Origin of the sequence: Pseudomonas sp. HN2 (assembly GCF_020736465.1) — a bacterium.
Taxonomy (GTDB): domain Bacteria; phylum Pseudomonadota; class Gammaproteobacteria; order Pseudomonadales; family Pseudomonadaceae; genus Aquipseudomonas; species Aquipseudomonas moraviensis_A.
Window position 1 is genome coordinate 1,639,418 of the sequence record NZ_CP085885.1, and the last position, 23,589, is coordinate 1,663,006.

Annotated in this window: 25 protein-coding genes; 12 read left to right on the plus strand and 13 right to left on the minus strand. The window is 60.9% G+C overall.

Annotated elements, in window-relative coordinates; translation table 11 throughout:
* Window positions 1–164 precede the first annotated feature (164 nt).
* Window positions 165–1,226 carry an AraC family transcriptional regulator gene (locus LIS66_RS07180; RefSeq protein ID WP_227973895.1) on the plus strand — a complete coding sequence of 354 codons (1,062 nt, stop codon included), beginning with the start codon at window positions 165–167 and terminating at the stop codon, window positions 1,224–1,226.
* Here LIS66_RS07180 and LIS66_RS07185 read toward each other — a convergent pair.
* On the minus strand, window positions 1,183–2,637 hold the full coding sequence (locus LIS66_RS07185) for a TrkH family potassium uptake protein (protein WP_227973896.1): 1,455 nt from the start codon (window positions 2,635–2,637) through the stop codon (window positions 1,183–1,185). The genes LIS66_RS07180 and LIS66_RS07185 overlap by 44 nt on opposite strands.
* A gap of 121 nt (window positions 2,638–2,758) precedes the next feature.
* Here LIS66_RS07185 and LIS66_RS07190 point away from each other — a divergent pair, with 121 nt between their 5' ends.
* The gene (locus LIS66_RS07190) at window positions 2,759–3,325 is read left to right on the plus strand and encodes a nitroreductase family protein (protein WP_064362083.1); all 567 of its coding nucleotides are present in this window, start codon (window positions 2,759–2,761) and stop codon (window positions 3,323–3,325) included.
* 96 nt (window positions 3,326–3,421) lie between these two features.
* On the opposite strand, the gene LIS66_RS07195 is transcribed toward LIS66_RS07190, so the two are convergent.
* The 6 genes from LIS66_RS07195 to LIS66_RS07220 all read right to left on the minus strand — a co-directional run bounded on the left by LIS66_RS07195 (window position 3,422) and on the right by LIS66_RS07220 (window position 8,124).
* A complete protein-coding gene (locus tag LIS66_RS07195) occupies window positions 3,422–4,762 on the minus strand; it encodes a sensor histidine kinase (protein ID WP_227973897.1) in 1,341 nt (446 codons plus the stop codon).
* 173 nt (window positions 4,763–4,935) lie between these two features.
* A complete protein-coding gene (locus LIS66_RS07200; protein WP_042607494.1) occupies window positions 4,936–5,388 on the minus strand; it encodes a Spy/CpxP family protein refolding chaperone in 453 nt (150 codons plus the stop codon).
* Between the two features lie 563 nt (window positions 5,389–5,951).
* Entirely contained in the window at window positions 5,952–6,629 is a 678-nt protein-coding gene (locus LIS66_RS07205) for a response regulator transcription factor (protein ID WP_016771129.1), read from the minus strand.
* A 7-nt stretch (window positions 6,630–6,636) separates the two neighbouring features.
* The gene (locus LIS66_RS07210; protein WP_016771128.1) at window positions 6,637–7,047 is read right to left on the minus strand and encodes a translation initiation factor 2; all 411 of its coding nucleotides are present in this window, start codon (window positions 7,045–7,047) and stop codon (window positions 6,637–6,639) included.
* Window positions 7,048–7,226: 179 nt separating this feature from the next.
* Window positions 7,227–7,526, minus strand: coding sequence for a YciI family protein (locus LIS66_RS07215; RefSeq protein ID WP_227973898.1), 300 nt, complete (start codon window positions 7,524–7,526; stop codon window positions 7,227–7,229).
* 1 nt (window position 7,527) lies between these two features.
* Window positions 7,528–8,124 (minus strand): septation protein A, encoded by a 597-nt coding sequence (locus tag LIS66_RS07220; RefSeq protein WP_042607495.1) that lies wholly within the window; start codon window positions 8,122–8,124, stop codon window positions 7,528–7,530.
* Window positions 8,125–8,211: 87 nt separating this feature from the next.
* On the opposite strand from LIS66_RS07220, the gene LIS66_RS07225 reads away from it, so the two are divergent.
* From LIS66_RS07225 to arfB, 8 genes are all read left to right on the plus strand, one after another.
* Window positions 8,212–9,075, plus strand: coding sequence for a PHP domain-containing protein (locus LIS66_RS07225; protein WP_065617421.1), 864 nt, complete (start codon window positions 8,212–8,214; stop codon window positions 9,073–9,075).
* A gap of 13 nt (window positions 9,076–9,088) precedes the next feature.
* The gene (locus LIS66_RS07230; protein ID WP_227973899.1) at window positions 9,089–9,718 is read left to right on the plus strand and encodes an L-threonylcarbamoyladenylate synthase; all 630 of its coding nucleotides are present in this window, start codon (window positions 9,089–9,091) and stop codon (window positions 9,716–9,718) included.
* Window positions 9,719–9,841: 123 nt separating this feature from the next.
* Window positions 9,842–10,540, plus strand: coding sequence for a segregation and condensation protein A (locus LIS66_RS07235; protein ID WP_227974490.1), 699 nt, complete (start codon window positions 9,842–9,844; stop codon window positions 10,538–10,540).
* An 11-nt stretch (window positions 10,541–10,551) separates the two neighbouring features.
* On the plus strand, window positions 10,552–11,511 hold the full coding sequence (scpB, locus tag LIS66_RS07240; RefSeq protein WP_227973900.1) for an SMC-Scp complex subunit ScpB: 960 nt from the start codon (window positions 10,552–10,554) through the stop codon (window positions 11,509–11,511).
* Window positions 11,512–11,655: 144 nt separating this feature from the next.
* Complete coding sequence (locus LIS66_RS07245) at window positions 11,656–11,847, plus strand: DUF1289 domain-containing protein (RefSeq protein WP_016771121.1); 192 nt, start codon at window positions 11,656–11,658, stop codon at window positions 11,845–11,847.
* 143 nt (window positions 11,848–11,990) lie between these two features.
* Window positions 11,991–13,211, plus strand: coding sequence for a 23S rRNA pseudouridine(2605) synthase RluB (gene rluB, locus LIS66_RS07250; RefSeq protein ID WP_227973901.1), 1,221 nt, complete (start codon window positions 11,991–11,993; stop codon window positions 13,209–13,211).
* A gap of 865 nt (window positions 13,212–14,076) precedes the next feature.
* Window positions 14,077–15,489, plus strand: coding sequence for an amino acid permease (locus LIS66_RS07255; protein WP_042607500.1), 1,413 nt, complete (start codon window positions 14,077–14,079; stop codon window positions 15,487–15,489).
* A 228-nt stretch (window positions 15,490–15,717) separates the two neighbouring features.
* Window positions 15,718–16,131 (plus strand): alternative ribosome rescue aminoacyl-tRNA hydrolase ArfB, encoded by a 414-nt coding sequence (arfB, locus tag LIS66_RS07260; protein WP_016771119.1) that lies wholly within the window; start codon window positions 15,718–15,720, stop codon window positions 16,129–16,131.
* On the opposite strand, the gene LIS66_RS07265 is transcribed toward arfB, so the two are convergent.
* The 6 genes from LIS66_RS07265 to phhA form a co-directional block, all read right to left on the minus strand.
* Window positions 16,128–17,315, minus strand: a complete 1,188-nt coding sequence (locus tag LIS66_RS07265; protein WP_042607636.1) for an MFS transporter — start codon at window positions 17,313–17,315, stop codon at window positions 16,128–16,130. The two genes, arfB and LIS66_RS07265, sit on opposite strands and share 4 nt — an antisense overlap.
* 112 nt (window positions 17,316–17,427) lie before the next feature.
* A complete protein-coding gene (locus LIS66_RS07270) occupies window positions 17,428–17,610 on the minus strand; it encodes a hypothetical protein (protein WP_039761215.1) in 183 nt (60 codons plus the stop codon).
* A gap of 70 nt (window positions 17,611–17,680) precedes the next feature.
* Window positions 17,681–17,812 (minus strand): hypothetical protein, encoded by a 132-nt coding sequence (locus LIS66_RS27695; RefSeq protein ID WP_016771117.1) that lies wholly within the window; start codon window positions 17,810–17,812, stop codon window positions 17,681–17,683.
* Between the two features lie 270 nt (window positions 17,813–18,082).
* Window positions 18,083–19,276: an amino acid aminotransferase gene (locus tag LIS66_RS07275; RefSeq protein ID WP_227973902.1), complete on the minus strand. Its 1,194-nt coding sequence runs from the start codon at window positions 19,274–19,276 to the stop codon at window positions 18,083–18,085.
* The gene (locus tag LIS66_RS07280; RefSeq protein ID WP_016771115.1) at window positions 19,276–19,632 is read right to left on the minus strand and encodes a 4a-hydroxytetrahydrobiopterin dehydratase; all 357 of its coding nucleotides are present in this window, start codon (window positions 19,630–19,632) and stop codon (window positions 19,276–19,278) included. Before LIS66_RS07280 ends, LIS66_RS07275 begins: the two co-directional genes overlap by 1 nt.
* Before the next feature lie 115 nt (window positions 19,633–19,747).
* Window positions 19,748–20,539, minus strand: coding sequence for a phenylalanine 4-monooxygenase (phhA, locus tag LIS66_RS07285; protein ID WP_042607502.1), 792 nt, complete (start codon window positions 20,537–20,539; stop codon window positions 19,748–19,750).
* A 374-nt stretch (window positions 20,540–20,913) separates the two neighbouring features.
* Here phhA and LIS66_RS07290 point away from each other — a divergent pair, with 374 nt between their 5' ends.
* Together LIS66_RS07290 and LIS66_RS07295 are read left to right on the plus strand one after the other, a co-directional pair.
* Window positions 20,914–22,476: a sigma-54-dependent phenylalanine hydroxylase transcriptional regulator PhhR gene (locus tag LIS66_RS07290; RefSeq protein ID WP_042607503.1), complete on the plus strand. Its 1,563-nt coding sequence runs from the start codon at window positions 20,914–20,916 to the stop codon at window positions 22,474–22,476.
* A 348-nt stretch (window positions 22,477–22,824) separates the two neighbouring features.
* On the plus strand, window positions 22,825–23,565 hold the full coding sequence (locus LIS66_RS07295; protein ID WP_042607504.1) for a flagellar basal body rod protein FlgF: 741 nt from the start codon (window positions 22,825–22,827) through the stop codon (window positions 23,563–23,565).
* Window positions 23,566–23,589 lie beyond the last annotated feature (24 nt).

Sequence of the window (23,589 nt, forward strand, 5' to 3'; positions counted from 1 at the left end):
ACCGCTATCTCTGTGGTGATTATTCTGGCGACAAGTTGTTCGGCGGGGAGCTTATTTGAGTCTAGAGTGATCATTGGCGTGGGCCAGTGACAATCGGCGCCACTTTAGTATCCTTCGCAAATAGGGCGGTCACCTGCAGCCCGTCATGTAAAAGAATAACAACCATGAGCGAACGAACGACCTCTGCAAGCTGGGCGATGGGGATAGTCAAAGCACTGGAAATGGACGGCCTGGATTGCCGGGTTCTGTTCAAGCAACTGGGGCTGGATTTCAGTGCCCTCGACGATCCGGATGCGCGTTTCCCGCAGGACTCCATGACCCGGCTCTGGCAGCGCGCGGTGGAGGTCTCCGGCAACCCGGCGATCGGCCTGAACATGGGCAAGGTGGTGCGCCCGGCCTCGTTTCATGTCGCCGGCTACGCACTGATGTCGAGCAATACGCTGGTTGAAGGCTTCCAGCGCCTGGTGCGCTATCAACGCATCATTGCCGAAAGCGCCGACCTGAGTTTTCGCCTGCTCGATGAGGGGTACGCGCTGATACTCACCGTGCACGGCGATCATCTGCCGCCGACCCGGCAGAGTGCCGAAGCTTCACTGGCCTGCGCACTGGCGCTGTGCGGCTGGCTGACCGGGCGCCCGCTGCATCCGCTCAAAGTGCTGATCCAGGGCAATCAGCCTGCCAATCTGCAACCTTACAAAGAAGCCTTCCACGCGCCATTGGTGTTCGACGCGCCTTACGATGCGTTGATCTTCGAACGTGCCGATATGGAGGCGCCGCTGCCAACCGCCAACGAAGCCATGGCGCTGTTGCATGACCGGTTTGCCGGGGAGTATCTGGCGCGGTTTTCCGAGAGTCGCGTGACACATCGGGCGCGGCAGGTGCTGTGCCGCTTGCTGCCTCAGGGCGAGCCCAAACGCGACACCGTTGCGCAGACCTTGCACCTGTCGCAGCGTACTTTGCAGCGTCGTTTGCAGGAGGAGGGCACGAGTTTCCAGCAGTTGCTCGATGACACTCGCCGCGAACTCGCCGAGCAGTATCTGGCGCAACCGAGCATGACCCTGTTGGAGATTGCTTACCTGTTGGGCTTTGCCGATCCGAGCAATTTCTTCCGCGCTTTCCGTCGCTGGTTCGACACCACGCCCGGCGACTACCGGGCGCGGTTGCTTAAGGCACCGAGCCCGGTCAGTGACGCCAGAACGCCGGAATACACAGCACAAACACAGTAATGATCTCCAGTCGGCCGAGCAGCATGCCGAACGACAGAATCCACTTGGCCGCATCCGGCAGGGTGGCGAAGTTGCCCGCCGGGCCGATGGTTTCGCCCAGGCCCGGACCGACGCCAGACACGGTGCTGGCGGCACCGGTCAGCGCGGTCATCCAGTCGACACCCAAGAGCGACAGCAGCAGGGCGATCACGCAGATGGTGATAGCGAAGAAAAACGAGAAGGTCAGGATCGAGCGGACGATTTCTTCGTCGAGGCGGTGACCGTTGTACTTCTGCTTGATCACTGCGCGCGGGTGGATCAGCTGATTAAGGTTGGCCTTGAGCAGGATGTAGGCGACCTGGAAACGGAAAATCTTGATTCCGCCTGCCGTCGAGCCGGAGCAGCCGCCGACAAAGCCCAGATAGAAAAACAGCATCAGCGAGAAGTTGCCCCACAAGCTGTAGTCACCCAGGGCAAAACCGGTGGTGGTGACCACCGAGGTCACGTTCAGCGCCACATGCCGCAGTGCTTCCAGCCAATGCAGCTTGGTGGTCCACCAGTACCAGGTGCCGAGCACCAGCCAGGTCACCAGCAACATGGCCAGCAAGCCTTGGACTTGTTGATCACGGATCAACGCCTTGCGATTGCCGCGCAGCGTGGCGACGTACAGGGTGAACGGCAGGCTGCCGAGAATCATGATGACGATCGCCACCCAGTGCACCGCCGGTTGCGTCCACTTCGCCAGCGACTGGTCGGAGGTCGAAAAACCACCGGTGGAAATCGCCGACATTGCGTGGTTGATTGCATCGAACGGACTCATCCCGGCCCACCAGAACGCCAGGCCGCCGAGAATGGTGATGCCGACATAGGCCGCCACGATCAGCCGCGCCACCATGTGCGAACGCGGCATGACCTTTTCCGAGCGGTCGGAAGATTCGGTCTGGAACAGGCGCATGCCACCGATGCGCAGCAGCGGCAGAATCGCCACCGCCATACCGATAAAGCCGATGCCGCCGATCCAGTGCAGCATCGAACGCCACATCAGGATGCCCGGGGACATGCTGTCCAGATGATTGAGCACGGTGGAACCGGTGGCGGTGATGCCGGACATGCTTTCGAAAAACGAGTCGGTGTAGCTGATGTGCTGGGTCAGCAGAAACGGCAGCGCAGCGAAAATGCACACCACCAACCAGCTGCTGACCGTCAGCAGATACATGTCCCGCGGGCGCAGATGCACGTGTTCCGGTCGACCGGGAATCACCAGCGCGAGGCCGGCGACGAAGGTGATCATGCTCGCCCAGAGGAACGACGGCAGGTCGCTGGTGCGCTCGAAAATCACCAGCGTGGCCATCGGCACGACCATCGCCACAGCCAGGGTGATCAGGAAAATGCCGATGATGAAACCAATGGTCCGTAAGGTCGGCAACGCCATGAAATCCGCTCGGGCTGGTGGAAGGAGGGCGCCATTCTACCTGCGAGGCAAGGCATGTAAACCGGCAGGCGTTGTGCAGTTGCAGCTAGAATAGCCGCACATTTTTCAAAGGAGGTGGCCGATGCAGGCTCTCGACGCGTTGCTCAACCGTGTTTCCGTACCCCGACTGGTCGAACCGGCCCCCACTGCCGAGCAGCGCGAAGCCCTGTTCGGCGCAGCGTTGCGCGCCCCGGATCACGGGCATCTGCAGCCGTACCGCTTTTTGACCGTCGAAGGCGCGGCACGTGAACAAATGGGCGAGCTGCTGGCCGAGGCGGCTCGCCAGCAGGGCGGCGAAGTCACTGAAGCGATGATCGACAAGGCCCGCAATGGCCCGTTGCGCGCGCCGCTGGTGGTTGTGGTGATCGCGAAACTGCAGGAACACGTGAAATATCCGAAGGCTGAGCAATTGCTCACGGCGGGCTGCGCCGCCCACGGCATTCTGCTGGCGGCGTACGCGCAAGGGATTGGTGCGGTGTGGCGCACCGGGGATCTGGCGTATTCGAAGCATGTCGCCGAAGGTTTGGGGCTGGTGGAAGGCGAGGAAGTCATTGCGTTTCTCTACCTTGGTACGCCGCAGAAAGAGCCGCGCGTGGCAGAGAAGGTCGATCTGGCCGAGTTCGTCAGCGCCTGGCCCGGTAAGGCTTGAAATCAAAAGATCGCAGCCTTCGGCAGCTCCTACAGGTGTTCACATGACGTTGTAGGAGCTGCCGAAGGCTGCGATCTTTTTTGTCTCACCGTAAAGCTACGGCTGAGCGATAACTCCCGGTACGAGGGGCAATTCCAGACTCGCCACAAACCCGCCCTGCGCATGATTGGCCAGCGTCAGCGTGCCGCCATGCCGTTCCGCCGCCCGTTTGGCGATCGCCAGTCCCAAGCCATGCCCGGCGGCCGTCTGCCCTGGCGCTCGGTAGAACGGCTCGCCCAGCTGACTCAGATGCTCCGCCTGCACGCCCTGCCCGTGGTCGCGCACGCTAATGACAATCCGTTCACCCTGCCGCGAGGCCTGCAGTTCGATCGGCTGATCGCTGGGGTTGAAGCGCTGGGCGTTGCGCAGCAGGTTATCCACGGCGCGTTCGATCATCGTTGGCCAGCCTTTGAGATTCAGCTGCGGCTCGGCTTGCAGGCGCACGGTCTGTTCGGGCGAGCTCAACTGCGCATCCTTTTGCAGCGTGGCGAGCAACGCATTGAGGTCCACTTCTTCAGCGCTGGCATTGTCGGCATCGACCCGCGCCAGCACCAGGATTTCACTGATCAACGCCTCCAGCCGATCGCATTCGCGGGTCAGCCGTGGCCACAGTTTCTCGCGTTCTTCAGGATTGGCGCGTTCGGCCAAGGCCAAGGCAATACGCAGGCGCGCCAGGGGTGAGCGCAATTCATGGGAGACATCGCGCAGCAGCTGCCGCTGACTGCCGATCAGGCTTTGCAGACGTGCGCCCATGCGGTTGAAATCGGTGGCGAGCACGCCGAATTCGTCGCGTCGGTTGGCCAGTTTTGCCAGGCTGTTCTGCTGATAAGTGGTCTGTCCCAGATCATGCACCGCGCCACGCAAGCGACTGAGCGGGCGGGTGATGGAGAAGGTCACGAGCAAACTGAACAGGGTCAGCACCACCAGTGCAATGCCCAGCGCACTCAGCGGCCAGAGCAGGCTTTCGCGGTGCCAGGCGTCGAGTTCCGGGTGTGGGATGCGGTAGATGAACAGGTAGGTGTCACCGGTTTTTTCACTGGTGATCTCGTCAGTCAGACGCCGCCACGGCAGACGGCGATCGTCGTTGTTCTGCCGCGCTTCGAACGCGGCGGCGCGACGCGGGAAGGTGCCACGCACCACCGGGTCGCCGGTTTCGTTGAGTACCTGAACGTCGATGTGATACTGGCGTTTGCGTTGTTCAAGAATGTCCTGCGCCGCTTCTTCGCCCTGGGCCTCGTAAGTCTGCGTCCATTCTGCCGCCAGTGTGTTGAGGCCGGGATGGCGGCTGAGTATCCACGCGTCCTGATTGAGCATGTGCCCAAGCAGGATCGACAGCCCGGCTACCAGAGCGATGGCCAGCCAGAAGCTCGCAAGAATCCGCCAGAACAATGAACGCACAGAAACTCCTCAAAAAACACAAAACCCTGTAGGAGTGAGCCTGCTCGCGATAGCGGTGGGTCAGACAAAAATCTGTCAACTGACACACCGCTTTCGCGAGCAGGCTCACTCCTGCATTTGGATCGATGAAAACAGGCCCGACGATTTGAGTCGTCGGGCCCAGGGTCAAGCCATTATTGCGCCTTTTGTGCCTGCTGCGCTTTCCAGGCCTTGAACTCGGCCCATTCGGCGCGGCGTTCGGCGCGTTTTTTCTGGATCTCGTCGAACTGCTTCTGTTGCTCGGGTTTCAGCAGTGCGCGGACATCGGATTCGGCTTTCTTGTGGTTGGCCGCGATCTCGTCCTTCATCGCTTTCTGGTCGGCCGGCGAGAGTTTTTCCAGGTACTTGTCGACCACCTGCTTACGCTCATGCATCTGCTCGCCCATGATCTTGCGGATCTGCTCGCGCTGTTCGCGGGTCAGGTCGAGCTGGCTGTACGGGCCTTTGCCGTGCATGCCGCCGTGCATCTGACCGCCGTGGCGCGGGCCATCAAGCGGACCACCCAGCGGACCGCCATCCTGCGGCATGGCCATGGCCACGGTTGGCAGAGCGGCAGCGAACATCAGAGCGATAAGAGTCTTGCGCATGGTGTATCTCCTTGTCTCGTTCCCGGTACGTTCCGGATGAGTTCAGATTACGCAGATCAAGGTCAGCGGCGGTCAGCGCAGCGTAAAGCTTCGGTAAAGAGGTGTTGTCATCGTCCTGACATACCACTATCGCCAGCAGGCTCCCACACGGTTTGCAGCCATGCTCAGCATGTCGACGGGCTCGAAAATCAAAAGCCACGTCAAAAGCCCCTCACCCTAGCCCTCTCCCGGAGGGAGAGGGGACTGACCGTGGTGAATGCCATCGATACGCCGACGTGAGATACCGAGTCGAATGCGATTTCGAAGTCAACGCAGATTGGCTCCCTCTCCTTGGGGAGAGGGCTGGGGTGAGGGGTAGCCTCACCACGAATCCAAAGCCAGCCGCCCGCTTCTAACCACCCAACAATGAGCGTGAGCTCAAGTGCTTTTGATCTTGCCTCACCGGCGACGTCGGAAGGCTGAGCGGACCTTGAGTAGCCGTTACCGCAGCAACGGATATATACGCAAAACCCTCGACCAAACGAACACCATCCCGGCGGGCCCGACAGGAGAAGTGCGCTGGTTCAAAGGCTGTAGTAGTAACCACGGCTACGCAGCGCAACGATGCGCGGGCGGCCGTCGGGGTGGGGGCCGATTTTCTTGCGCAGGTTGCTGACGTGCATGTCGAGGCTGCGATCGTAAAGGGTCAGCTTGCGGCCGAGGGCCAGTTGCGCCAGTTCCTGTTTGTCCAGCGGCTCGCCGGGCTGCTTGAGCAGGGCTTCGAGCAGGCGGCTCTCGGAGACGGTGAGGGTCAGTTCTTTTTCGTCGATGCTGACCACGCCGCGCACCGGGCTGAAACTCAGATCACCCAGCTCGAGCTGCGTCGATACGGCCGCCGGGTGGCTGCGGCGCAACACGGCGCGCAGGCGTGCAGTGAGTTCGCGTGGGTCGCAGGGTTTGGCCAGATAATCGTCGGCACCGAGTTCGAGGCCGAGGATGCGGTCCAGCGGTTCGCCACGCGCCGACAGCATCAGCACCGGCAGGTCCGCATGGTCGTTGCGCAATTGCTTGAGCAGTTCCAGACCGCTGCCGTCGGGCAGCATAACGTCCAGCACCACCGCCGCCGGGGCGGTTTCGGCCAACGCCTTGCGGGCGCTCTGGCCATCGTGGCAGGCGCGCACCTGGAAGCCTTCCTGGCTCAACCAGCTACTCAGGAGTTCGCACAACTCCTGGTCATCATCAATCAGTAACAGCTCGCTCATGACTCACTCAATTTAGCCATTGCCGACGTTTTCGGCTTGCACCACTGGCAAAGATACCGCAGAGCAGCGCCAATAGCGCTACCCCGGCGCCAGTGACGAACCACTGCTGTTGATCGGTCAGCAAACGCGGCAGCGGGCTGGCCTGGGCTTCCTTGAGTTGCAGCTTCAGACGCTGGTTCTCCTGGCGCAACCGGGCAAGCTGGGCGCTTTCGCGAGTGTTGTCGGCATTCTGCAGTTGTTTGTTCAGTTCTTCGCGCTGCTGTTCACTGGCCTTGAGCCGCTGTTGCAGCTCGGTGATCTGGCTGCCGGCGCTCAATGACAATGGCGTGGAGCTGCCGCTTTCGGTGGTTTCCTCACCATGGGCGGGCGCCATGATCGACAACGTGAGCAACATCAGACACAACGGACCCTTGCGCATCGCGACACCTGTTTCCAAATGGATATTGGGCAGGTTGTCGGCAGGCAAACGAGAATAATGAGCGATTGAGAGCGTGATGAACCGAGAAGGTTCAGTGCCGCGAGTAGTACGAAGGGATGGCACATATTGAAACTGTGGCGAGGGAGCTTGCTCCCTTGCCACAGGTTTTCTCTTGCTTCTTAAGGCAGGACTTGCTTGAACGGTTTGACGGTCACGTTGGCATAGACGCCGGCGGCGATGTACGGATCGGCGTCGGCCCAGGCCTGGGCAGCGCTGAGGGACTCGAACTCGGCGACGATCAGGCTGCCGGTGAAACCCGCTGCGCCCGGATCATTGCTGTCGACCGCCGGATGCGGACCGGCCAGCACGATGCGGCCTTCGCCCTTGAGCGCTTGCAGGCGTTCCAGATGCGCCGGGCGCGCGGACAGGCGGGCTTCGAGCGAGTTGGCAACGTCGGTGGCAATGATGGCGTAGAGCATGTCAGTCCTCGGTTTTTGGCGTTGTGGTATCGGTGTCATGCAGATGACGCGACAGGTAGATGCCCTGTGCAACCAGGAACAGCACGGTCATGCCCAGGCTGCCGAACACCTTGAAGTCGACCCAGATGCTCTGGAAGGTGAAGGCGACGAACAGGTTGGCGGCGCCGCAGAACAGAAAGAAGGCGATCCAGGCGATGTTCAGACGGGTCCAGACTGGATCCGGCAGGGTCAGCGCGTGGCCCATGATGCGCTTGATCAGCAGGCGATCACCGATGAAGTGGCTGCCGATGAACGCCGCAGCGAACAGCCAGTTGACCACCGGCGCTTTCCATTTCAGGAAGGTTTCGCTGTGGAAGGCCAGCGTCAAACTACCGAATACCAGGCAGGCGATCAGCGTCAGCCATTGGCTCTTTTCCAGCTTGCGCTGCTTGATGAACAGCGCGCCGTACACCACCAGGGAGCTGATGATCAGCATCGCCGTGGCGCTGTAGATACCGCCTACGGTCACTTGCTGGCCGGCAATGTCGACGACCCGTGGATCAAGTTTGTAAACGATGAAGAACAGCAGAAGCGGGATGAAATCGATGAATTGTTTCACAGTGAGAGCCAGAAGCTGGATGTGGCGGCATAATAACAAACATACGGGCGCGCGATAGCGCCAGCTGATTTGAGGTTACAACTCCCCGTGAATGTTGATTTGCACTGCCACAGCACGGCCTCCGACGGCGCCCTGGCGCCCGCGGTTCTGGTTGCGCGTGCGTTCGAGAACGGCGTGCGGGTCCTGGCGTTGACCGACCACGACACCCTCGAAGGCCTCGCCGAAGCGCGGACGGCGGCCACCGCGCTGGGCATGCAACTGGTCAACGGCGTCGAATTGTCCTGCACCTGGGGCGGGGCGACCATTCATGTGTTGGGCTACGGTTTCGACGTCAACGCCGCGCCGTTGGTCGAGGCGATCGCGAAACTGCACGATGGCCGCTGGCTGCGGTCGGAAGAAATAAGCCGCAAGCTCGCCCTCAAGGGCATGCCCGGCGCCCTTGAGGGCGCCCGGCAGATCCAGCAGGAACTGGGCGACAGCGGCAACGCGCCGGCCCGTCCGCATTTCGCCGACTGGATGGTGCGTGAAGGTTTTGTGAAGGATCGCGCCGAGGCGTTTCGCAAATGGCTCGGCGCCGGCAAGCTCGGCGACGTCAAGCTGCACTGGCCGACCTTGGAAGACACCGTCGGCACCCTGCGCGCCGCCGGTGCCTGGGTCAGTCTGGCGCATCCCTGGCACTACGATTTCACCCGCAGCAAACGCCGAAAGCTGATTGCCGACTATATTCAAGCAGGCGGGCATGCAATCGAGGTGGTCAATGGCCACCAGCCCGCGGAACAGGTGGGCAGCCTGGCGATCCTTGCCCGTGAGTTCGGTCTGCTGGTCAGCGCCGGCAGTGACTTCCATGGCCCTGGCGGCTGGTCCGAGATCGGCCAGTACCGGCCGGTTCCCGAGGACCTTCCACCCCTGTGGTGTCGGTTCAAACATGACACAGATATTGCCGCCGTCTGAACAGGTAGAGAATGTGAGTCAATTTTTCCAGATACATCCGGAAAACCCGCAAGCGCGCCTGATCAAACAGGCGGTCGAGATCATCCGCAAGGGCGGGGTGGTGATTTATCCCACGGACTCGTCCTACGCCATCGGTTGCCAGATCGGCGACAAGACCGCCATCGAGCGTGTGCGACGTCTGCGCCAGCTCGATGAAAAGCACAACTTCGCGCTGATCTGCAGCGACCTGTCGCAACTGGGCAACTACGCCAAGATCGACACCGGCACCTTCCGCATTCTCAAGGCGCATCTGCCGGGGCCTTACACTTTTATTCTCAACGCTACCCGCGAAGTACCGCGCCTGTTGCTGCATCCGAAGAAACGCACCATTGGCCTGCGCGTGCCCAGCCATCCGATTGCGCTGGCGCTGCTGGCCGAACTCGGCGAGCCGCTGATGAGCGTGACGCTGATCATGCCCGGCGACGAAGACCCACTGAGCGATCCGTACGAAATGCGCCAGTTGCTTGAGCATCAGGTCGATCTGATCATCGACGGCGGTTTCGGCGGCATCAAGGCGTCGACGGTGATTGACCTGACCGGCGATGACCCGCAAGTGGTCCGCGTCGGTTGCGGCGATCCGACGCCGTTCATGGTCGAGGCCTGAATGTCCGCAGTGGAAACCGTGGTCGATCCCCAGGCTGGCGCCCAGCAGGAACTGCCATTTGCCATGGTCTATGGCCAGGCAGTCATGGAAATGCCGCTGGACCTGTACATCCCGCCGGATGCGCTGGAAGTCTTTCTTGAAGCCTTCGAAGGCCCGCTCGACCTGCTGCTGTACCTGATCCGCAAACAGAACATCAACATCCTCGACATCCCGGTGGCGGAAATCACCCGCCAGTACATGGGCTATGTCGAGTTGATGCAGTCGGTGCGTCTGGAGCTGGCCGCCGAGTATCTGGTGATGGCGGCGATGCTCGCCGAGATCAAGTCGCGCATGCTCCTGCCGCGCGCGGAAACCGTCGAAGACGAAGAAGACGACCCGCGCGCCGAACTGATCCGCCGCTTGCAGGAATACGAACGCTTCAAGGCTGCCGCTGAAGGTATCGATGGCCTGAGCCGGGTCGGTCGCGATGTGATCGTGCCCAAGCTCGATGCCCCGGAAGCACGGGCGCGTAAACTGCTGCCGGACGTGGCGCTGGAAGAAATCCTGATGTGCATGGCCGAAGTGCTGCGCCGTGGCGACATGTTCGAAAGCCACCAGGTCAGCCGCGAGGCGCTGTCCACCCGCGAGCGCATGAGCGATGTGCTGGACCGGCTCAAAGGCGGCGGCTTCGTGCCGTTTGTCGAGCTGTTCACCGCTGAAGAAGGTCGCCTGGGTGTGGTGGTGACCTTTATGGCGGTCCTTGAACTGGTCAAGGAATCCTTGGTCGAGCTGGTGCAGAATGAGCCGTTCGCCGCGATCCACGTGCGAGCCCGAGCCGAATAACGAGTCCCTACATGAACCTGACTGAACCCCGCGAGCTGGCGCCCCTGCTTGAAGCCTTTCTGTTGGCCTCGGGAAAGCCGCAATCCCTTGAGCGCTTGTTTGAACTGTTTGAAGAAGGCGAGCGGCCGGAGCCGGCGGTCTTCAAGAAAGCCCTGACCCTGCTCGGCAAGTCCTGCGAGGGCCGAGCGTTTGAGCTCAAGGAAGTCTCGTCGGGCTATCGCTTGCAGATCCGCGAGAAGTTTTCGCCGTGGGTCGGCCGGCTGTGGGAAGAGCGCCCACAGCGCTATTCCCGTGCTTTGCTGGAAACCATTGCGCTGATCGCCTATCGCCAACCGATCACCCGTGGCGAAATCGAAGACGTGCGTGGCGTCGCGGTCAACAGCAACATCGTCAAGACCTTGCTTGAGCGTGAGTGGATCCGCGTCGTCGGCTATCGCGACGTGCCGGGCAAACCGGCGATGTTCGCCACGACCAAGGCGTTTCTCGATCACTTCAACCTGAAAAACCTCGAGGACCTGCCGCCGCTGGCCGAACTGCGCGAAATGGAAGCCGAGCCGGTGCTCGATTTCGACGACGCGCCGGTGCCGCAGAGTCTGCAGGAACTGGCCGACGCCAGCGCCGAGCCCGAGGAGGCAAAGGAAGAAACCAGTTTCCATTCCCTGCTGCTGGAACTGGACAGCATGGAAGAGGGGATCAAGACCGACTTCGACGATTTGCTGCGCGATGCGGCGGATGGCGAAGCGCCGGTGCCCGAGCCTGAGATCATCGAACACGCGATTGAAGTGGAACTTGAGACCGCGCCTGACGCCGAACCGGAAGACGACATTCTCGGTGTCGCCGAGGCCCGCGAGAAACTTCTGGCCGCTGTCGCCGCTCTCCAGCAGCCGGAACCCGAACTCAGCGAAGAAGAAGCCGAAGCCCGCGCCCTGGCCGAAGCGATCGAAGCCGAACGGCGCGAATTCGACGATTGACCCGATTCCCGGAACACCGCCATTCCCTGTAGGAGTGAGCCTGCTCGCGATAGCGGTGTAACTGACAAGATGATGTCGACTGACCCACCGCTATCGCGAGCAGGCTCACTCCTACAATGGATTCGTGTTTTTCCGGAGACCTCGATGAGTTCAACCAAAGACCCCTGCATCAGCCTCTGCAAATTCAGCGACGACATCTGCCTCGGCTGTGGCCGCAGCAAGCGCGAGATCAAGGCCTGGAAAAAGCTCGACAAGGACGACAAGCGCACTGTGCTGGCCGAAGCCGCGCTGCGCCTGATCAAACTCGGCGGTGCCGGTCGGCGGAAAAAGAAATAACTGGCAATCGATCAGCTAGTCTCTGATGCGCGACGGCGCACATCCGCGTATGATTCGCGACCCTTCGCCGATCCCTTCGGCCGAATACCGAGATTTCAATGCTTCAGGCGTCGCCTGAACAGACCACACCGGGAGGTGCCCAGATGAGTGACATCAATCAGAAAGACGACCAGGAAATCGGCCCAGCAGGCGAAAAGCTGCAGAAGGTCCTCGCCCGTATCGGCGTCGGCTCGCGCCGTGACGTCGAAGCCTGGATCAGCCAGGGCCGGATCAAGGTCAATGGCAAAGACGCCACCCTTGGCCTGCGTGTCGACATGCACGACGCCATCACCATCGATGGCAAGGTGATCAAGCGCGAAGAGGCCGCCGAATCGGTACGCCGCGTGATCATGTACAACAAGCCCGACGGCGAGATCTGCACCCGTGACGACCCGGAAGGCCGTCCAACCGTGTTCGACAAGCTGCCGCGCCCGAAAGAGGGGCGCTGGATCAACATCGGCCGTCTCGACATCAACACTACCGGTCTGCTGATGTTCACCACCGACGGTGAGCTGGCCAACCGTCTGATGCACCCGTCCTACGAGATGGACCGTGAGTACGCTGTGCGTGTACGCGGTGAAGTCGACGACGAGATGATCGAACGCCTGAAAGCTGGCGTGGTGCTCGAAGACGGTCCGGCGCGTTTCACCGACATTCAACAGGCCCCGGGCGGTGAGGGCTTCAACCACTGGTACCACTGCGTGGTCATGGAAGGGCGTAACCGCGAGGTTCGGCGTCTGTGGGAATCGCAGGGTCTGGTGGTCAGCCGTTTGAAGCGCGTGCGTTTCGGTCCGGTGTTCCTCAACTCCGACCTGCCGATGGGCCGCTGGCGCGAAATGAGCCAGTACGAAGTTGACGTGCTCAGCGCCGAAGTCGGCCTGACGCCGGTAGCAATGCCGCAGCTGAACGCCAAGAGCAAGGACAAGCTCGAGCGCATGCAGCGCAAATCGTCGCGACCAATGGCCAAGACCGAGCGCGTGCGCACCCTGCGCCCAGCCGCTGGCGCACCGACCGGGCCACGCCCGGGCCGCGAGCCGCAGATCGAAGGCGAGCGTCCAGGTCGCAAACCGGTTGCCCGAGACGGCGAGCGCGCACCGCGTCCAGCCATTGGCCGTACTGAGCGTGGCGAACGCGGCGCTCCTGCCGGTCGCGGTACGCCAGTAGCGGATCGCCCGGCCGACACCACCAACAAGCGCCCGGCCAAACCGGCGCCGAAGCGTCCGGGGATCAAACTGGTCGACGGCGACAAGCCATCGGGCAAGCGCCGCGGCGCACCGGCCGGCTCGGGCCAGCGCCCGGGTTTCGGACGCAAGAAGCCGGAATAAGGCAGCTGTGAGTTTCTAGCTGCAAGCTGCAAGCTGAAGAAAAAACGCCAACCTCAGGGTTGGCGTTTTTTTTCTGGCTCTCATATGCGGTGCGCTCACTCGTCAGCTCCTACAGGGCTCATGCGGAGGCTGGAACACGAATCGTCCGTCGAACACCGGCCGATAGCAAGCTAGCTACCGTCAAGACGCAGACATCCTTCAGAAATTTCTGATTCGGAAAATTTACGTTACGGGTTGTAAAGAAAAGCTGACGGTTCGGTGCGATCTATACGGTGCTTTCACGCGTTGCGTGCGGTTGTAAGGAAAAGCTTCCGTACGCCGTTCGATGTGGTGCTGCGCGAGGCTCTGGGGCGCTTGTTTCCGTTGTTCAGGCGAGGTGTGATGCGCGGCATGCCTGTCGTGCAGGCCAATAACAAGAAGGAGGCGCAATGAACGCCGCGACTGATTTCCACTTCTCCCCGTGGGACGGTTTTCTCCTCGTCCCCGTCGATGGCCCGCAAAGGCCTGACTCATATTTTGCAGCCGCTCGGGACTGTCGAGACGGACACACGCAATTCCGGCAACCGACACGCTGATCAGGCGGGTCTGGCAGCAGGGGGTTAGCGGTGTACAATGCGCCGCGTTTTAACTGTGACCCTCTGCGTAATCGCAAAAATCTCGAGGCTACCCGCCTTGTTCACTCCGCCGCGCCACAAGCGTGCCGGGTTCGATTTCGTCACAGATAAAAACAAACAGGTGACGCATGACCGTTGTAAATGAGCTGAACTCCTGGTGCCTGCGCTGGGGTTTGATCGGGGCTGCCTGAAATCGCAACCTTGCAGCAACGTCTACTGAACATCATCAAACCTTGCGTGAGACCTTTTTCATGAGTGGACAACCCTCGCAATCAGGCGAGCTTAAGCGCGGCCTGAAAAATCGCCATATTCAACTGATCGCCCTCGGTGGCGCGATCGGTACCGGATTGTTCCTTGGTTCTGCCGGGGTACTGAAATCCGCCGGCCCGTCGATGATCCTCGGCTACGCCATCTGCGGCTTCATCGCCTTCATGATCATGCGCCAACTCGGCGAGATGATCGTCGAAGAGCCGGTGGCCGGTTCCTTCAGCCACTTCGCGCACAAATACTGGGGCGGTTTCGCCGGCTTCCTCTCGGGCTGGAACTGCTGGATTCTGTACATTCTGGTGGGCATGTCCGAGCTGACAGCGGTTGGCAAATACATCCATTACTGGGCGCCGGATATCCCGACCTGGGTCTCCGCTGCGGCGTTTTTCGTACTGATCAACGCGATCAACCTGGCCAACGTCAAAGTCTTCGGTGAAGCCGAGTTCTGGTTCGCGATCATCAAGGTTGTGGCCATTGTCGGCATGATCGCCCTTGGCAGCTACCTGCTGGTCAGCGGCCACGGCGGCCCGCAGGCCTCGGTGAGCAACCTGTGGTCCCACGGCGGTTTCTTCCCCAACGGGGTGAGCGGTCTGGTCATGGCCATGGCGATCATCATGTTCTCCTTCGGTGGTCTGGAAATGCTCGGTTTTACCGCGGCTGAAGCCGACAAGCCGAAAACCGTGATCCCGAAAGCGATCAACCAGGTGATCTACCGCATCCTGATTTTCTACATCGGCGCACTGGTGATCCTGCTGTCGCTGACCCCATGGGACAGCCTGCTGGCAACCCTTAACGCGTCCGGCGATTCGTACAGCGGCAGCCCGTTCGTGCAGGTGTTCTCGATGCTCGGCAGCGACACCGCTGCGCACATCCTCAACTTCGTCGTGCTCACCGCCGCGTTGTCGGTGTACAACAGCGGCACCTACTGCAACAGCCGCATGCTGCTGGGCATGGCCGAGCAGGGCGATGCGCCGAAAGCGCTGGCGAAGATCGACAAGCGCGGCGTGCCGGTGCGTTCGATTCTGGCTTCGGCGGCAGTGACCCTGGTTGCGGTGCTGCTCAACTACCTGATCCCGCAGCACGCGCTGGAACTGCTGATGTCGCTGGTGGTTGCAACGCTGGTGATCAACTGGGCGATGATCAGCTACTCCCACGTCAAATTCCGTCAGCACATGAACCAGAGCAAACAGACGCCGCTGTTCAAGGCGCTGTGGTACCCGTACGGCAACTTCGTCTGCCTGGCGTTCGTGGTGTTCATCCTCGGCGTGATGCTGCTGATCCCGGGGATTCAGATCTCGGTGTACGCGATTCCGGTGTGGGTGGTGTTCATGTGGGTCTGCTACCTGATCAAGAACAAGCGCAGTGTGCAGCCGGTGGTGGCTGCAACGGCGAAATAACAGCGCATGCAGTAACGACAAACCCGGCCAGAGTGCCGGGTTTGTTGTTTCCAGGGTTCATGCAAAACCCCTGTAGGAGTGAGCCTGCTCGCGATAGCGGAATGTCAGGAACATATTTGTCGACTGACACCCCGCTATCGCGAGCAGGCTCACTCCTACAGGGGGTCTCCAGCAGGATTGCGATGATTTTCAGGTTATCCTGCACGCTCTGATTACGGACGCTTTTCCATGCTGGTGATTTCCAACAATGTGCATCTGCCGGATGCCGAGATCGAGTTGACCGCCATCCGCGCGCAAGGCGCCGGTGGGCAGAACGTCAACAAGGTTTCCAGCGCCATGCACCTGCGCTTCGACATTCCCAATTCGTCCTTGCCGGAGTTCTACAAGGAACGCCTGCTCGCACTGCGCGACAGTCGCATCACCAGCGACGGCGTGCTGATCATCAAGGCGCAGCAATATCGCACCCAGGAAGCCAATCGCGCCGATGCGCTGGAGCGGCTGGTCGAGCTGATTCTCAGCGCCACCAAAGTCGAAAAGAAACGCCGCCCGACCAAGCCGACCCTCGGTTCGAAGAAGCGTCGGCTGGAGTCGAAAACCAAGCGCGGCAGCATCAAGGCCGGACGCGGCAAAGTGGATTTTTAAGCCTCGCGGTATTTCGCCGTGTGCTTGTACAGATAGACACTCAAGCCAAGTCCGCTCAGCGCCGCGAATGCGGCAAACAGGAAGATCGAAGCAAAGCCGAACCCGGCGGCAATCGCCCCGGCCAATGGCCCGGTGATCCCCAGCGACAAATCAATGAACAGTGAATAGGCACCGACCGCCGCACCACGGCTGGAGGCCGGCACCAGATTCACTGCTTCGACGCCCAACGCCGGGAACACCAGCGAAAAACCAAAGCCGCTGAGCGCCGCACCGGCCAGGGCCCAGTGCGCATCCGGCGCGATCCAGAGCAGCAACAACCCCAACGTTTCCACCGACAGGCAGGCGATCGCCACGCGGAAACCGCCGAGGCGGTTGATCAGGTTGCCGAACAGCAGCCGCGCGCCGATGAAGCTGGCGCCGAACAGGCTCAGGCACAGCACCGCGTTATCCCAATGCTGGGTCGCGTAGTACAGGGTGATGAACGTGGCGATGGTGCCGAAGCCGATCGAGCCCAGCGCCAGTCCGCAGCCGTGAGGGAAGACTTTGCCCAGCACATGCATGAACGGCAAACGCTCACCAGCGACAATCGGCGCCGCGGTCTTCGGCCATGCCAGCGCCAGACCGAGCAAGGCGAGGAGGATGATGCTCACGCCCATGCTCCACAAACCCAGGCGGCTCACCAGCCACACGCCGAATGGCGCGCCGATCGCCAGAGCGCCGTAACTGGCGATGCCGTTCCAGGAAATCACTTTCGCGGTATTCGCCGCGCCGACGCGACCGATGCCCCAGCCAATCGAACCGGAACCGACCAGACTCTCGGCGCTGCCCAGTACCAGGCGGCCGATCAACAGGCTGATCAGGCTGAGCAGCGGCAGGTTCGGTGTCCATGCGGAAATCAGCATGAACACACCGCTCACGCCACAACCCGCGAGGCCAATCATTACCGCGCGCTTGCTGCCCTGATTGTCGATGATCTTGCCGGCATACGGACGGCTGAGCAGGGTGGCGAGGTATTGCACGCTGATCACCAGCCCGGCGATCACCGCGCCGAAACCGAGGTCACTGTGAACGTAACCCGGCAACACGGCGAGCGGGATGCCGATGTTCAGGTAACCGATGAAGGTGAAGAGGACGATGGAAACCACTTGCAGCGTAACCGCCAGCGGGCGCTGGGGCTCGGATATAGACGACATGGGTAACGATCCACGGGAGCAGCAGATTGGATAGGCTGCTCATGATACCGGCGTGAACCGTTCAGGGGCGGGGAAAAGTAAAACTATTTGCCGGGCGGCGCTTTCAGGATTTTGCCGGGGCGACCAGTTGCGTGGTGACGAGGGCGGCGAGGGCGTTCTCTTCGCTGCCGAAACGTTCGAGCAGGGCAGCTTGCTTCTCGGGCGAGAGGCGATTCCAGATCTCGATCATTTTCTCGGTGGCGCCGATCAGTACGGCAGCTTGGCTTTCGGAGAATTCGTCGGTCATGGCGGGCTCGGGTTTCAGGCAGTGTGGAAAGCGCATGTTAGCGCTTTCCACACGGTCTGTACGGCGGGTCTTACTCTTCGCTGTCGGCTTTGCGGCTGTCAGCGGCTTCTTGCGGCTCGGGCTTTTCAGCGCCGGCGTGTTGCGGGGTCGTCTGCTCAGGTACGTGCAGGCTCGGGAAGGGGAGATTGGGAATCTCGTGCATGGTTGCGCTCCTCGCTAAGTCTGTTGATAGATCAGGTGCTCCGCGCTTTACAAAGCCTGCGCAGGATACAGCAGGAAAAATGACAATCAGACTTTTAATTCAAATTAATGCGACAGATGGCCGCAGGGGAGGGCAACCCCCAAAGGTCACCACAAAACAAATGTGGGAGCGAGCCTGCTCGCGAAGGCAGTGTGTCAGGCAACATTTTCGTTGAATGACACGCCGCTTTCGCGAGCAGGCTCGCTCCCACAGGGTTTTGTGTTGCAGTAACTATTTGCAGGCGTCGGCGATGGCGTCGGCCAGCGAGGTGAGGCGGGTGGCGTCGATGCCGGCGACGTTGGCCCGGCCGGAGCTGACCATGTACACGCTGTGCCGTTCGCGCAGGTGCTGCACCTGTTCCGGCGACAGGCCGGTGTAGGAGAACATCCCGCGTTGCACGCCAATGTGCGCGAAACGCTCGCGCAAACCGTGCGGTTCCAGCGCTTCGACCAGACCGCTGCGCAGCTGCGCGATCCGCAGACGCATGGCTTCCACTTCATCGGCCCAGCGCGCTTTCAGCTCTGGATCGGCAAGGATGGTCGCGACCACTGCCGCGCCGTGATCCGGCGGCGTCGACCACAGATTGCGGGCGATGTTGGCCAGTTGGCTGCGGATGTCGGTGAGCTTGTCGGCGTTGTTGGCGCAGACGATCAGCGCACCGGTGCGGTCGCGGTACAGGCCGAAGTTCTTCGAGCAGGAACTGGTGATCAACAGCTCCGGCACCTGTGACGCGAACAGCCGGGTCGACCAAGCGTCCTGTTCGAGGCCATCACCAAAACCCTGATAAGCGAAGTCGATCAGCGGCAGCAGATCGCGGCTGCGCACCACTTCAAGCACGCGCTTCCAGTCGTCATGGTTCAGGTCGAAACCGGTCGGATTGTGGCAGCAGGCATGCAGCAGCACCACGTCGCCCTTCGGCACTTCCCTGAGCACGGCGAGCATCGCTTCGACGTCGAGGCGGTTGTCGCTACCGACGTACGGGTAGTGGCTGACCTTGACCTTGGCTGCGGCGAAAATCGTTTCGTGGATCGGCCAGGTCGGGTTGCTCAACCACACACCTTTGCCCGGCAGGCATTGCGCGATGAAGTCGGCAGCCAGACGCAGGGCTCCGGTGCCGCCCGGGGTCTGGGTGGCGCCGGCGCGTTGTTCGGCGATCAACCGCGAGTCGGCACCCAGTACCAGCTCATTGATGACCTTGTCGAACAGCGGGTTGCCGTGGCCACCGATGTAGGTCTTGGTGTCCTGGCTTTCGACCAGCCGCGCTTCGGCGATCTTCACCGCTTCCGGGATCGGCGTCAGACCCTGGGCATCCTTGTAGACACCAACGCCGAGGTCGAATTTGCGCGGATTGGCATCCTGCGCATAAGCCTCCATCAAACCGAGGATCGGGTCGCCGGGGACCCGGCCGATGGCGTCGAAGTGCATTACTTGCGTCCTTCTGCGGTCTTCGCCACTTCGTCAGTGCGCGCAGCCATGATGAAGTCGTTGCGGTGCAGGCCTTTGATCGAATGGCTCCACCAGGTCACGGTGACTTTGCCCCATTCGGTCAGGAGGCCCGGGTGGTGACCTTCGGCCTCGGAAATCTCGCCCACGGCGTTGGTGAAGGCCAGCGCATGTTTGAAGTTCTTGAACAGGAAAACCTTCTCCAACTGCATGATGCCGTCGCGTACTTCGATGTTCCAGTCAGGGATCTGCTTGATCAGGATCGGCAGTTCTTCATCGCTGACTTGTGGCGCATCGGCGCGGCAGGCTTCGCAGTGGGCTTGGTTCAGAGTCGACATGGTGTATTCCTGAAATCGAGTGTGTTTTTTATTAAAGCGCATGTGCCGTCATTGCCGTCACGCTAAAGCAAAGCGGCGGCGACGCACAGACGCAATTGTCAGCAAAAGTCGGGGTTCAGGCGGCTTTCGGTTTCGGCGGAAATTTTGGCGCGTGCAAGCCCAACTGCATGCCCTGGCGAACCATGGCCATGATGTCTTCATGGGCGACATCGAACAGGCGCTTGAGATTCGGCAAGACGAAGTACAGCGGTTGCAGGATGTCGATGCGATACGGCGTGCGCATGGCTTCCAGCGGATCGAACAACTGATGCTCAGGCTCGTCCGACAAGCAGTAAACGCTTTCTTTCGGCGAGGACAGAATCCCGCCACCGTAAATGCGCTTGCCCTGCGGGGTGTCGACCAGACCGAATTCGATGGTCATCCAGTACAATCGCGCCAGGTACACGCGCTCTTCCTTGGTCGCCTGCAGACCGAGCTTGCCGTAGGTGTGGGTGAATTCCGCGAAATACGGGTTGGTCAGCAGCGGGCAGTGGCCAAAGATCTCGTGAAAGATGTCCGGCTCCTGCAGATAGTCGAGTTCTTCGCGGGTACGGATGAAGGTAGCGACGGGGAATTGCTTGCTGGCGAGCAATTCGAAAAAAGTCTGGAAAGGAATCAGCGCCGGCACCCGGGCGACCTGCCAGCCTGTGGTCTCGCCAAGGACTTTGTTGATCTCGGCCAGTTGCGGAATGCGGTCGTGGGGCAGACCGAGTTTTTCGATACCGTCCAGGTATTCCTGGCACGCACGACCTTCAATCACCTTCAACTGGCGAGTGATCAGCGTGTTCCACACCGCATGTTCTTCGGCGGGGTAGTCGATAAAACCTTGCGCATCGGGCTCGCGAGCCACGTATTGCGTCTGCTTCATGCTGCTCTCCTGCTAGGGGAATCTGGTTTTTGTTATGTCCAGCGATAGCTACAGGAATACCCGAGAGTGTGATGGCGTGCAGCATGTTGACCCGCAGGTGCGTAGGAAAATTCTGCTTGTTTCGTAAAGTTATCGTTACGGTTTGTCGGCTAGAGCGCATTTACGGCGATTGGTGGGTTTGAAAAGGGCAGGGGCTGTCACATAATCTTGACAACTATCTGCGTGCCTCGACAGAAAATCGGGCGCCGTTCCCCTGTAGGAGTGAGCCTGCTCGCGATAGCGGTGTGTCAGTCGATGAATATGAACTTGATAGACCGCTATCGCGAGCAGGCTCACTCCTACAGGTTTCTCTTCGTTCAACCGGGCCTTTTTTTATGCGCATCAAAGTCCACTGCCAGAACCGCATCGGCATCCTGCGCGACATTCTCAATCTGCTGGTGGCGTACGGAATCAACGTTGCCCGCGGTGAGGTGGGTGGTGAGCATGGCAATGCGATCTATCTGCACTGTCCGAACCTGATCAACATCCAGTTCCAGGCGCTGCGGCCGAAGTTCGAGGCGATTGGTGGAGTGTTCGGGGTCAAGCGTGTCGGGCTGATGCCCAGCGAACGCCGGCATATGGAATTGAATGCGTTGCTCGGCGCGCTGGAGTTTCCGGTGTTGTCGATCGACATGGGCGGCTCGATCGTTGCGGCCAACCGCGCGGCAGCGCAATTGCTCGGGGTGCGCGTCGATGAAGTGCCGGGGATTCCGCTGTCACGTTATGCCGAGGATTTCGACCTGCCGGAACTGGTGCGCGCCAACAAGTCGCGGATCAACGGCATGCGGGTCAAGGTCAAGGGCGACATCTTTCTTGCCGACATCGCGCCGCTGCAATCGGAGCACGACGACAGCGAGGCCATGGCCGGCGCGGTGCTGACCCTGCACCGCGCCGATCGCGTCGGCGAGCGCATCTACAATGTGCGCAAACAGGAACTGCGGGGCTTCGACAGTATCTTCCAGAGCTCGAAAGTCATGGCCGCCGTGGTCCGCGAAGCGCGACGCATGGCGCCGCTGGATGCGCCGCTATTAATAGAAGGCGAAACCGGCACCGGCAAGGAACTGCTCGCGCGCGCCTGCCACCTCGCGAGTCCGCGTGGGCAATCGCCGTTGATGGCGCTCAACTGCGCCGGGTTGCCGGAGTCGATGGCCGAGACCGAACTGTTCGGCTACGGCCCAGGCGCCTTCGAAGGTGCGCGGGCCGAAGGCAAGCTCGGCCTGCTGGAGTTGACCGCTGGCGGCACGCTGTTTCTCGATGGCGTTGGCGAGATGAGCCCGCGTTTGCAGGTCAAGCTGTTGCGCTTTCTCCAGGACGGTTGCTTCCGCCGTGTCGGCAGCGATGAAGAGGTCTATCTCGACGTGCGGGTGATCTGCGCGACGCAGGTGGATTTGTCCGAACTGTGCGCACGCGGCGAGTTTCGCCAGGATCTCTACCACCGCTTGAATGTGCTGTCGCTGCACATCCCGCCGCTGCGCGAATGCCTCGACGGTTTGACGCCGCTGGTCGAGCACTTCCTCGATCAGGCCAGTCGGCAGATCGGCTGCCCGCTGCCGAAACTCGCCCCGGCGGCGATGGAACGTCTCAGCCATTACCACTGGCCGGGCAACGTGCGGCAACTGGAGAACGTGCTGTTCCAGGCGGTTTCGTTGTGCGACGGCGGTAAGGTCAAGGCCGAACATATCCGCCTGCCGGATTACGGCGTGCGTCAGCCGCTTGGCGATTTTTCCCTCGACGGAAATCTCGACGAGATCGTCGGGCGCTTCGAGAAAGCGGTACTGGAACGGTTGTATTCCGAGCACCCGAGCAGTCGACAACTGGGCAAGCGGCTGGGTGTTTCGCACACCACGATTGCCAACAAGCTGCGTGAGTATGAGGTGGGCAAAGACGCGGCCGAATAACCTTGTGGCGAGGGAGCTTGCTCCCGCTGGGTTGCGTAGCAGCCCAAAATCCATTCAGCCGGGTGAGTCAGGCACACCGCACTCACCGGGTTTACGACTGCTTCGCAGCCGAGCGGGAGCAAGCTCCCTCGCCACAGGGACTGATTTCACTCGTAATCAGGGATTGCCGCGAAGCGGCATGACACCGCCGGTTTTTCGTCTTCTGCACATTTCAGATTCCCCCTCTATCCCCCTCAAGTCCCTTGTTTACCGGGCCTTCGTCCGCCAATAAAAAGTTGGTCTGCAAATTGCTTATGGCTGAGCAGTACAGCGGTGGGCGGCAAACGTCCGGCATGCAGAGGAAACACAGTGGACAAGTACCTTTATGTGGCAATGACCGGCGCCAGCCAGAACGCACTGGCGCAGCGGGCGCATGCCAACAACCTGGCGAACATCTCCACCAACGGCTTTCAGCGCGACCTCGAACAGGCGCGGTCGATGCCGGTGTTTGGTGACAGCTTTCCGGCGCGCGCGTTTGCCATGAGCGAGCGTCCCGCCACCGATTTCACCCCGGGCTCGCTGGTGCAGACCGGTCGTGAACTCGACGTCGCGGTATCCGGCAACGGTTTCATCGCCGTGCAGAACCCCGGTGGCGGTGAAAGCTACGTGCGCACCGGCAGCCTGAACATCGACGCCCTCGGCGTATTGCGCGCCGGCAACGGCATGCCGGTAATCGGTAACGGCGGCCCGATCGCTGTGCCGCCCGAGCAGCAGGTCGAAGTCGGTGAAGACGGCACCATCAGCATCCGCGCCATGGGTGAAGGCCCGCGCGTGATGGCCGAAGTCGACCGCATCAAGCTGGTCAACCCGGACATCAAGAACATGAACAAAGGTCTCGACGGTTCGATTTACACCAAGGACGGCCAGCCGGCGCAAGCCGACGCCAACGTCAAACTGGTCTCGGGTTTCCTCGAGTCGAGCAACGTCAATGCCGTGGAAGAAATGACCTCGGTGCTGGCCCTGGCCAAGCAGTTCGAGTTGCACGTCAAGATGATGAACACCGCCAAAGACGACGACCAGGCCATGGCTCGGGTCTTGCAGATCAGCTAATTATCAGAACGTCGCGCCGTAAAA